A 10,872-nucleotide genomic window follows, 5' to 3' on the forward strand; every position below is an offset into this window, starting at 1 on the left:
CCTGGAGGAGATCCCCGGCACCCACCCCCTGCGCGCCGTGGTGCACACCGCGGGGACGAGCGCGAACGCGGTCCTCGCCGATCTCACACCCGAGCTGGTGGACCAGGTGGCCGGGCCCAAGGCGGACGCCGCCTGGCACCTGCACGAACTCACCCAGAAGCATGACCTGGCCGAGTTCGTGCTGTTCTCCTCGTCGGCATCGCTGGTGGACAACCCCGGCCAGGGGAACTACGCGGCGGCCAACGCCTTCCTCAACGCCCTGGCCGAGCACCGCCGGGCGGCGGGCTTGCCGGCGCGGACGCTGGCCTGGGGCCTGTGGGGCGGCGAGGCGGGCATGCAAAGCCTGCTCCGCGACGACGACCTGGCCCGAATCCGCCGCTGGGGCATGCTGCCGCTGCCGGTGGACGCGGGGCTGGCGTTGTTCGACGCGGCGCGGCGCGCGGATGCCGCCGTGCTGGCGCCGATCCGGCTGGACCCGGCCGCTGTGCGCGCCCGCGCGGACGGCGTTCCCGCGCTGCTTCGAGACCTGGCACCGGCCGTACGACGCACGGCGGCGGCGCCGTCGGGCGGGAACGAGCTGGAACCGCTGGCCGCACTGGGCCCCGAGGAGCGCCGGGAGCGCCTGGTCGAGCTGGTCCGCAGGCGGGTGGCCCAGGTGCTCGGACACGCGGACCTGGAGCCCGTCGAGCCGGACTCGGACCTGGTCGGGCTGGGCCTGGACTCGCTCGCCGCAATGGAGTTGCGCAACGCGCTCAACTCGGACACCGGCGTCCGTCTGCCGGCCACCGCCGCGTTCGACTACCCGACGGTCAGCGCGCTGGCCCGGGTGCTGGATGAGGAGATGGCTCCCGCCGCCGCGGCGCCCGGCGTGCCGGCCGGTGAGGCTGCGGCGGCCAACGGCCACGCCCGGCCCGGGCCCGCCACGGCGCACGGCGAGGGGCCGGCGACACAGGATCTGCCGGGTGCGGCGGAGACGTTGAGCGGCCTGTTCCGCGCGGCGGCCGCCGCCGGCAAGATCGAGGAGGGGATGACGCTGCTGCACGCCGCCGCCGCGGTACGTCCCCAGTACAGCGCGGCCGACGCCCCGGCCCGCACCCCGGTGGTGCTGGCCTCCGGCCCGCGCCGGCCGCGGCTGTTCTGCCTGAACTCACCGATGGCCTTCGGCGGGCCGCACCAGTTCGTCCCGCTGGCCGCGGAGTTCCGCGAGGTGCGCGACCTCGCCGTACTACCGGTGCCGGGGTTCGTCCGGGAGGAGAGCCTGCCGGCCTCACTGGACGACCTCGTGCACGGGCTGGCCCGAGCGGTGACCGGCGGAGCCGAGGCCGCCGCGGAGCCGTACGCGCTGGTCGGGTACTCCGCCGGCGGGGTGTTCGCGCACGCGCTCGCGGGCGCGCTGGCGGAAGCCGGCCAGGGCCCGGCCGCGGTGATCCTTCTCGACACGCACGTCCCCGGGGCGGGGGAGAGCACCCGTGTCTGGTCGTCGATCGTGGGCGGCCTGCTCGACCGGGAGGCCGTGTTCGGCCCGTTCACCGCCGCCCGGCTGTCGGCGATGGGCTGGTACGCCGCGCTGCTCTCCCAGTGGCGGCCGGCCGAACTGGCGGCGCCGACGCTGTTCATCCGCGCCGCCCACGGGGTGGCGACCCCCGGCGGGACCACCACGGCCGTCGGCGTGGGCTGGTCTCCGGTCCTCACCCCCGGTACGGCGGTGCGCGAGGTGGACGCGGACCACTTCAGCATCCTGGAGTCCGAGGCGCGGCAGACCGCCGCCGTGATCGAGGAATGGCTGGCTCAGACGCTCGGGTGAGTGTGAGTCACCTGGACAGCGCGATGAGCGCGTCGGTCACCTCGGCCACCTGGTCGTCCAGGTAGAAGTGCCCCCCGGGAAAGACCCGCAGGTCGAAGTCGCCGGTGGTGTTCCGGTGCCAGGCGCGTGCCTCCTCGACCGTGGTCTTCGGGTCGTCGTCGCCGACGAAGACGACCAGCGGGCAGCCGACCGCGGCGTCCGCGGCGCACTGGTAGGTCTCCACCGCCCGGTAGTCGGCGCGCAGCGCCGGCAGCACCATCTCGAACAGCTCCGGGTCCTGGAGGAACACCGGGTCGGTGCCGCTGAGCCGGCGGAGTTCGGCCGCCACGCCGGCCGGGTCCCGCTGGTGCACCCACTCGTCGCGGTAGGTGGACGGGGCGCGCCGGCCGGAGGCGATCAGCGCGTGCGGCGCCGCGCCGCGCCGCTCGAGGAGCAGGGCGAGTTCGAAGGCCACCACCGCGCCCATACTGTGCCCGAACAGCAGCGTGGGCCGCCCGTCGTCGGGGAGCGCATCGGCGACGCCGGCGGCCAGCAGGCGCACGTCGGTCAAGAGCGGCTCGTGCCGGCGCTCCTGCCGGCCCGGGTACTGCACCGTGTGGGCGTCCAGCGCCGGATGCAGCGCGGCGGACAGCTTGAAGTAGGCGCTGGCCGCGCCGCCGGCGTGCGGCAGTAAGATCACCCGCGCCGGTGCGTCCGGCGCGGGGTGAAATCGCTTGATCCAACGCTCGTCCACAACGCTCCTTCTGCCGTGATTCGTTCGCCGCCCCCCTGGTGAGCCCGGTGGGGCCCGGCGATCACCCGCGGCCGGACGCCGCGGGCACCAGAGTGACGACGCTTTCCGTGTTCCGCGCGACCGCGGCCGGGCTGTACAGCAGCGGCACCTGGGCGCCGGAGCTCCAGGCGGCGGCGAGGTCCGCGTAGTGCGGGCTCGCCGGGTCCCCGGACTGCCCGGGGGCGCTCACGAAGGTGGAGTTGTCCCAGGCTCCGACGTCCAGCACCATCCTGTACGCGGCGCCGGACACCGACCGGTAGGCCCCGGGATAGTACGTCGAGGCGTCCACCGTGGTCGCGGAGCCGCCCCGGGGGATCGGGCCCACGTGCTCGCCGAGCGGGTGGGAGAACAGCGCCTGGTGCAGGCTTCCCCAGCGCCAGGCGGCCGGGTCGGCGCCGAGCCGGCCGCGGACCTCGGCGTAGGCCGCGCGCAGCGTCTGCTGCACGAGCCGGTCCCGCACCGCGGCGCCGTCCGGTCCGAACCAGCGGTCCGGCTGCTCCAACGCGTCGGTCACCTGTCGGACGTCGGCGCGCGGCACCCGGGCGGCCACCGCCGGGGAGACGAACTGGGAGAGGAACGCCGGGCCGAGACGCCCGGAGAGCCAGGGCTCGAACAGCGCTGCGCCGGGGGAGTCGGCGCTCGCCGTACCGTCGTAGTCGCGCAGGAGCCGCAGCGCGGCCGCGGTGTCCGGGTCGTCGCCGGCCGGGATGTCGCGCAGCGCCGCGACGATGCGCCGGGCGTACTCATCGACCTTGTCGAACTGGAGTCGCGCCATCTCGGACAAGGTGTGCCGGGTCGAGCCGGACAGGACGTCCACGATGCGCTCCTTGCGCGCGGCCGGCTCCCACTCGTAGCCGACGCGCACCGGGTGCCCCGATGGCATGTTGTACTCGTTCGCCGAGGCGACGATGCCGCTCTTGGGGTTGCTCACCCTGGGCAACTCGGCGCCGTCGTAGAAGCCGTCCCATTCGTAGCGGCCGTCGCCGGGCACCGGCAGCAGTCCGTCGTATCCCGGCCGCCGGGGGACCAGGGCGCCGGGCACCCAGCCGATGGCGCCCGAGGTGTCGGCGTAGATCAGGTTCTCCGGCGGGGCGCCCCAGCGCCGCACCCGGGCGGTGAACTCGGGGAAGCTCCGCGCGGTCATGGCGTCGAGACCGGTGAGGTACGGCGCCGTGCCCGGCTCCGACCAGGCGGTGCGCAGGCCGAACGCGAGGCCCCGGTCGGCGTCCACCTTGAGCACCGGGCCATGCTTGGAGAAGGTCAACTCCACCTGCCGGGGCTCCGAACCGGCCACCGGCACCTGTTCCCGCACCGTGGTGAAGGGCACCCAGCGACCACGGTAGAAGTAGCGGCCCGGGTCGTCGGGGTCCAGGCGGTACACCTGAAGGTCTTCCTGGTCGGCGGCGAACACGGTGAGCGCGAAAGCGGCGCGGTCGTTGTGCCCCATGGAGATGCCGGGCAGCCCCGGCTCGCCGGCGCCGATCACGTCCAGGCCGGGCGCGGACAGGTGGGCGACGTAGCGCAGCGCCGGCGCCGTGGTGGCTCGGTGCGGGTCTCCGGCGAGGATCGGCCGGCCGGTGGCGGTACGCGACGGCGCGAGTGCCCAGGCGTTCGACCCTCCGGGCGACGGCGACGATGGCGGCGCATCCTGAAGCGTCACGCCGTCGAAGGTGACCGGCGTGGTGCCGAGCAGGTAGGTGTCGAGCACGTCCACGGGCACGGCGCACGGGTCGAGTCCGTCCGGCACCTGGGGTTCGTGCGCGGGTTCCAGACGGACGAGGGCCCGGGCGGCGGGTTGCCCACCGGAGCACATTGCGGCCGCGAGCAACATCTCGGGGTAGGCGTTGAGCGCCAGCCCGTGGCTGCGGATCCGCACCACGTCCTCAGGCTGCCAGTGGTCCGGCCGGTGGCCCAGCCGGCGGAACTCCGGCGGCAACGCCTCCGGGTGAGCGTCGACCCAGTCGACGTAGGCGTTGACGCCTCGGACGAACGCGGTGACGGCGCGGCGCGTGCCCGGCCCGTAGGCGGCCCACTCCCGCTGGATGTCCCCGCGGTACAGGAAAAGCCGGGCGGCCCGGTCCTTGTCGACGTAACGAGGCCCGAAGGCGGCAGACAGCAGGCCGAGTCCGCGCCGCCGCCACAGGTCGAGCTGGAACAGCCGGTCCCGCGCGGCGTTGTACCCCTGCGCCAGGAACACGTCGTCGGTGTTGCGCGCGTACAGGTGCGGGACCCCCCAGCGGTCCACGACCAGCCGCACCGGCTCGCGCAGCCCGGGGACCTCGCGCGTGGCGGCGTCTCCCGTGTCCCCCGCCGCCCGTTCCGGAACGGCCGGCGTGAGTGAGAGCACCGCGGCGACGATCGCGGTGACGGCACGGCGTGAAGTGACGATCCGCACCGCCGGACCTCCTCCTGGAGACGTCAATGTGGAGTGATTCTCGTCGCCGGGGGAGACCGGGTCAGCCCCTACCCTCCCCTAATCCGGGGGTCGCACCTTGCCCATTCGCGGTCGGGCGCGGAAAATCCCCTAAGTCTCCCCCTCTCTCCGGTCATCGATCTTGCCGCTCCGCTGCGCCCCTGCTTAGCCTCGGGCCACTTCCACGCAGCAGAGAGGTAATGGCCGTGAAAGGAATCGTTCTCGCGGGAGGCCGGGGAACGCGGCTGCATCCGATCACCGCCGCGGTATCCAAACAACTGCTCCCGGTGAGCGACAAGCCGATGATCTATTACCCGATATCGGTGCTCATGTTGGCCGGCATCAGGGATATCCTCCTCATTTCCTCGCCCGACCAGGTGCCGAACTTCGTCCGATTGCTGGGCGACGGCGCCCGCTACGGGTTGAACATCTCCTACGCCTCCCAGGAATCGCCGGACGGGATAGCCCAGGCATTTCTCATCGGCGCCTCCCACATCGGCGACGGCCCGGCCGCGTTGATCCTCGGCGACAACATCTTCCACGGACCCTCGTTCTCGGAGGTGCTGGAAGAGACCGTGCGGGAAGTGGAGGGGTGCGTGCTGTTCGGGTATCCGGTGAGCGATCCCAGCCGATACGGAGTGGGGGTGACCGACGAAAGCGGGCGCCTGATCTCGCTCGCGGAGAAACCGGCGAAGCCGCGCTCCAACAGAGCCATCACGGGCCTGTATTTCTACGACAACGAAGTCATCGAGATCGCCGAGAAGCTCAAGCCGTCCGAACGGGGCGAACTGGAGATCACCGATGTGAACCTGGCCTACGTACGGCGGGGCAGGGCCAAACTCGTGGATCTCGGCAGGGGATTCGCCTGGCTGGACACCGGTACGCCGGAGACGCTGCTCCAGGCGGGACAGTACGTGCAGACCCTCGAACAACGCCAGGGCGTGCGCATCGCCTGCCTGGAGGAGGTGGCGCTCCGCATGGGCTTCATCGACGCGGAGCAGTGCTACCGGCTCGGAGCCGAGCAGTCGCAGTCCGGCTACGGCCAGTACGTGATGAGCATCGCGAGTAGTTACGCGCGATGAGGATCCTGGTCACCGGCGGCGCCGGATTCATCGGTTCCCATTACGTCCGCACTCTGGCCGAGCGGCGCGACTGCACGCTGACGGTTCTCGACAAGCTCACCTACGCGGGCAACAGGGCCAACCTGGAGCCCGCCGAGGGCCGCTTCACGTTCGTCCGGGGCGACATCTGCGACGCCGTCCTCGTCGGAGAGTTGGTGGCCGCGCACGACCAGGTGGTGCACTTCGCCGCCGAATCCCACGTCGACCGGTCCATCAGCGGTGCGGGGGAGTTCGTCCGCACCAACGTGACGGGGACCCACACGCTGCTCGCAGCGGCGGTCGAGCACGGGCTCGGCACGTTCGTGCACGTCTCGACCGACGAAGTGTACGGCTCCATCCTGGAAGGCTCATGGGGGGAGGACCAGCCGCTGTCGCCCAACTCGCCGTACTCGGCGTCGAAGGCCTCAGCCGACCTGCTCGCCCTCGCCTACCACCGGACGTACGGGCTGGACGTGCGGGTGACCCGCTGCTCCAACAACTACGGGCCGTACCAGTTCCCCGAGAAGGTCATCCCGCTGTTCGTCACCAACCTGCTCGACGGCGGCAAGGTCCCGTTGTACGGGGACGGCATGAACTCGCGCGACTGGCTCCACGTGGCCGACCATGTCGCGGGCATCGAGCTGGTACGGCAGGCAGGCCGGCCGGGAGAGGTCTACAACATCGGCGGCGGCACCGAGCTGACCAATCGCGAGCTGACCGAGCTGCTCCTTGAGGCCTGCGGCGCCGGATGGGAGCGGGTGGAGTTCGTCGAGGACCGCATGGGCCACGACCGCCGCTACTCCGTCCACGACATCAAGATCCGCGTGGAGCTGGGGTACCGCCCGGCCGTGGACTTCGAGAAGGGCCTGGCCGAGACGGTCGAGTGGTACCGGAACAACCGCCCCTGGTGGGAGGCGCATAAGGGTGCCGTAGGGGTCGCCGCCGCAGATGAGGGCGACCCGACATAACGTCGAAAGAGGGATCAATGCGGATTCGCGAACTCGGCATCGACGGGGCGTTCCTCGTCGAGCCCAAGGTCTTCCCCGACTCCAGAGGACAGTTCCTCGAGGTCTTCAAGCAGCCCGCCTTCACCGAGGCCGTCGGTCATCCGCTGACCGTGGCCCAGGTCAACTGCTCCGTCTCCGTACTAGGCACGATCCGTGGACTGCACGCGATCCACCTGCCCGGCCAGGCCCGCTACGTGAGCTGCCCGAGTGGCGCCATCCGCGACATCGTCGTCGACATCAGGCAGGGCTCGCCCACGTACGGCCGGCACGTCGTGGCGGAGCTGAGCGAGGACAACCGGCACGCGCTCTACCTCGCCGAAGGGCTGGCGCACGGGTTCGCCGCGCTGACCGAGCAGGCCACCGTCTTCTACCTGTGCTCCAGCACCTGGTCGCCCGAGAGCTCCTTCGAGGTGAACCCGCTGGACCCCGACCTCGACCTGCCCTGGCCCCGCGACCGTGAGCCCGTCCTGTCGGACAAGGACCGGGCCGCGCCCTCCCTGAAAGAGGCCGAACGGCTCGGCATCCTGCCTTCCTACGCCGACTGTCTGGCCCGCTACGCCGAACTCGCCACACCGGACGGAGCGCCGCGTTGATCCCGTTGTTCAAGGTCCCCATGTCGGAGTCGGCTCCGGCGGCGGTCGCCGAGGTCGTCGGCAGTGGCCAGATCGGCCAGGGCGCCAAGGTCGCCGAGTTCGAGCGGGCGCTGGGGGAGCGGATCGGCAACCCGCGCGTCGCCACGGTCAACAGCGGCACCTCGGGGCTGCACCTGGCGCTCCACATGGTCGCCGCGGCAGGGGACGACGATGGCGAGGTGCTCTCCACGCCCCTGACCATGGAGGCCACCAACTGGACCATCCTCGCCAACCGGCTGCACATCAAGTGGGTGGACGTCGATCCCGCCACGCTCAACGTCGATTTGGACGACCTGGCCCGCAAGATCTCCCCCCGCACCCGCGCCATCGTCGTCGTGCACTTCTCCGGCTATCCGGTCGACCTCGCGCGGCTGGCGAAGATCCTCGACGATGCCGAGGCGGCCTTCGGATTCCGCCCCGTGGTGATCGAGGACTGTGCCCACGCGTGGGGCGCCACCTACCAGGGCCGCCGCCTAGGTACCCACGGCAACGTCGCGATGTTCAGCTTCCAGGCGATCAAGCATTTGACCTGCGGCGACGGTGGGGCTCTGGTGCTGCCGGACGACGAACTGCACGAGCGGGCCACACTGCTCCGCTGGTTCGGCATCAGCCGTGGCGCCGACCGGCTGCGCAACCCGCCGGACGTCCCCGAGTGGGGCTACAAGTTCCACATGACCGACATCAACGCCGCGATAGGGCTGGCCAATCTGGACTGGGCGGAGGAGGTCGTGGCACGCCACCAGGCCCACGCCGCCCACTACGACCGGGAGCTCGCGGGCGTGCCGGGGCTGGAACTGACCGAACGTGCGCAGGACCGCCAGTCGTCCTTCTGGATCTACCCCGTCAAGGTCGAGGACCGCGCCGGCTTCATGAAGCGCATGGACGAGGCCCAGATCATGGTCAGCAACGTCCACGAACGCAACGACACCCACTCCTGCGTCCGCCGGTACGCCACGCTGCTGCCCGGACTCGACAGCGTGGCGGAGCGCATCGTCTGCCTGCCCGTGGGCTGGTGGGTGACCGAGGAGCAGCGCGCGCACATCGTCGAGACCGTACAGCGAGGCTGGTGAGAGCAGGCCAGACCAGCGGGCAGCCCGCGGCGTCCCTGACGACGCCGCGCGCGGCCTTCTATATGCGACCCCAGATCGGGCCGTTCACATGACGACGGCCCTCAATGCCATGCACCTGCCTGCCCGTGGGCTGGCGGGTGACCGAGGAGCAGCCTGCGCAAATCGTCGACGGTGCTGGTGAGACCACCCCGGATCGGCAGGCACCCCGCGGCGTCCCAACGACGCCCTGTGCGGCCCTCCATGCGTTCGGGACCGGTGCCCTAGGTTCGCCGGTGTGGGCCCTCGTTGCCGGCTATCGGTTCACCAGCGAAGGGCATTGGTGGTACGCGCGGTCTACCGTGCCGGTTCGGCGGTGGTGTTTCTGGCGGGGGTTCGTGGTCGCGTCCAAGCGTTCGCGCAGGAACGCCGGTGTACCGCCACGCGGTGGAGGCCTTCCTCGACAGGCCGAGGACGGCGGCTCATGTGATGGCGGCCCTCGAACTCAGGCGTCTGCCGCTCGGCCGGCACGCCCCGCTGTGCGCCGCGGCGCCGGCCTGCCGGTACGCGCCCATGCAGCGGCACGCCGGCACCATCGCCATGGTCCCACGCCCCAGTGGGTGTGCGACTGGCAAGCCAGCCGTTCCGCGACCCGACCACGCAACCGCCATTCACCCCCATATCGTTCACCCCGGTGTCGTACGCCTGCTGTTCGTCGCATGCGTTCGCATGCTGTCGTGTACGTCTTCTTTAGGGCGGCTTGCGGTGATGACCTGCGTCCACCAGGCGTGGCTCTACTTTCCGGCGGTGTGGGGGTGTGATCGGTGCCTGGTCGGTGGGGGGTGGTACGGCGATGTCGGCGTCTGAGTGTGTCGTTCTGAGGTCGGTTGCGGTGTCCACGTGTGTTCACCGGGCGCGCGGTTCTTCATTCCGGTCGTGTGCTGGGTGTGATCGGCGCCGGGTCGGTGGGTCGTGGTGCGGTGGTGTCGGCGCCTGTTATGGCGCCCGAGCCGGTGAACGTCAGTCATGGGTAGGGCGTTGTACACGGCCCCACCGGTGGGGCCGTGCACAAGGGGTCGGTGGCCTCGGCTACACCTCGCCACCCAGCTCCTGGTCGAGAATCGCGAAGAGCTCCTCCGCGGAGGCCGCGGCAAGCCGCTCGTCGTCCGCCGAGGAGGCAGGAGGCTCGGGAGACTCCGGCTCCGCTGCGGCCGGCCGCTCGGCCACCGCTGGGGCGAGCCGCTCGGCCAGGTATCGGGCGACCGCGGTGGCGTTCGGCTGGTCGAAGGCGAGCGTGGCGGGCAGCGGAAGGCCGGTTCGCCGGCGCAGCCGGTTCCGCAGTTCGACGGCGGCCAGCGAGCTGAAGCCGAGCTGCACGAAGCCGCGCTCGGCGTCGATCAGGTCCGCGGTGTCGTGTCCGAGTGCCGCTGCCGCCTCGGCCTGGACCAGCTCGACCAACATGCGGTCCCGCTCCCGGGCCGGCAGCCCGGCCAGCCGCTCCCGCAGCCCGGCTGTGCCGTCCGACCCGTTGGTCCGTGCGGCCACGGCCGCTGTACGGCGCGCGCCCACGAGGTCACGCAAGAGTGCGGGCAGGTCGTCGCCGCGAGCTCGCAGCGCGTGGACGTCCGGCCGGATCGGCGCCAGCACCGGCGCGGGCACGCGCAGAGCCGCGTCGAACAGCGCCAGCCCGGTTTCCGCGGAGATCGCTGGTATGCCCAGCTTGCGCACCCGAGCCAGGTCGGTCTCCCGCAGCGGCCCGCCGAGCCCGGTGTCCACCGCCCACATACCCCAGGTCAGTGAGGTGGCGGGCAGTCCAGCGGCGGCGCGATCCGCGGCGAGCGCGTCGAGGAAGGCGTTGGCCGCCGCGTAGTCGCCCTGCCCGGCGGCGAGCACCATCCCTCCGGCGGAGGAGAACAGCACGAAGCGGGTGAGGTCATGCTTTCGGGTGAGTTCGTGCAGGTGCCAGGCGGCGTCCGCCTTGGGACGCAGCACCCGGTCCAGCCCTTCCTCCGACAGCGTGCCGAGCACCCCGCCGGCCACCACTCCCGCAGTGTGCACGACGGCGCGCAGGGGGTGGGTGCCGGGGATCTCCTCCAGT

General features: G+C 71.6%; 8 protein-coding genes. 5 read left to right on the forward strand and 3 right to left on the reverse strand.

Annotated elements, in window-relative coordinates; all coding sequences use genetic code 11:
- Positions 1–1,804 (forward strand): KR domain-containing protein (locus ACWEN6_RS40620; RefSeq protein ID WP_452577522.1); only part of this gene is annotated, 1,804 nt, incomplete at its 5' end.
- 7 nt (positions 1,805–1,811) lie between these two features.
- Here the strand turns inward: ACWEN6_RS40620 and ACWEN6_RS40625 are convergent.
- Together ACWEN6_RS40625 and ACWEN6_RS40630 are read right to left on the reverse strand one after the other, a co-directional pair.
- Positions 1,812–2,537 carry a thioesterase II family protein gene (locus tag ACWEN6_RS40625; protein ID WP_452577524.1) on the reverse strand — a complete coding sequence of 242 codons (726 nt, stop codon included), beginning with the start codon at positions 2,535–2,537 and terminating at the stop codon, positions 1,812–1,814.
- A 61-nt stretch (positions 2,538–2,598) separates the two neighbouring features.
- Positions 2,599–4,971 (reverse strand): penicillin acylase family protein, encoded by a 2,373-nt coding sequence (locus ACWEN6_RS40630; RefSeq protein ID WP_452577526.1) that lies wholly within the window; start codon positions 4,969–4,971, stop codon positions 2,599–2,601.
- A 224-nt stretch (positions 4,972–5,195) separates the two neighbouring features.
- Here ACWEN6_RS40630 and rfbA point away from each other — a divergent pair, with 224 nt between their 5' ends.
- The 4 genes from rfbA to ACWEN6_RS40650 are packed head-to-tail and all read left to right on the forward strand — an operon-like array spanning position 5,196 to position 8,798.
- Entirely contained in the window at positions 5,196–6,071 is an 876-nt protein-coding gene (rfbA, locus tag ACWEN6_RS40635) for a glucose-1-phosphate thymidylyltransferase RfbA (RefSeq protein ID WP_452577528.1), read from the forward strand.
- On the forward strand, positions 6,068–7,057 hold the full coding sequence (gene rfbB / locus ACWEN6_RS40640; protein WP_452577530.1) for a dTDP-glucose 4,6-dehydratase: 990 nt from the start codon (positions 6,068–6,070) through the stop codon (positions 7,055–7,057). The genes rfbA and rfbB overlap by 4 nt, the downstream gene beginning before the upstream one ends.
- Before the next feature lie 17 nt (positions 7,058–7,074).
- A complete protein-coding gene (gene rfbC / locus ACWEN6_RS40645) occupies positions 7,075–7,689 on the forward strand; it encodes a dTDP-4-dehydrorhamnose 3,5-epimerase (protein WP_452577532.1) in 615 nt (204 codons plus the stop codon).
- A complete protein-coding gene (locus tag ACWEN6_RS40650) occupies positions 7,686–8,798 on the forward strand; it encodes a DegT/DnrJ/EryC1/StrS family aminotransferase (RefSeq protein WP_354853819.1) in 1,113 nt (370 codons plus the stop codon). Before rfbC ends, ACWEN6_RS40650 begins: the two co-directional genes overlap by 4 nt.
- A gap of 1,065 nt (positions 8,799–9,863) precedes the next feature.
- Here ACWEN6_RS40650 and ACWEN6_RS40655 read toward each other — a convergent pair.
- Positions 9,864–10,872 (reverse strand): beta-ketoacyl reductase (locus ACWEN6_RS40655; protein WP_452577534.1); only part of this gene is annotated, 1,009 nt, incomplete at its 5' end.

This window comes from Sphaerisporangium sp. NPDC004334 (genome assembly GCF_053602655.1).

What these genes read in the sequence shown, in the direction of transcription:
- rfbC (WP_452577532.1), top strand. Translation starts at nt 7,075, where the DNA reads ATGCGGATTCGCGAACTCGGCATCGACGGGGCGTTCCTCGTCGAGCCC.
- rfbB (WP_452577530.1), top strand. Translation starts at nt 6,068, where the DNA reads ATGAGGATCCTGGTCACCGGCGGCGCCGGATTCATCGGTTCCCATTAC.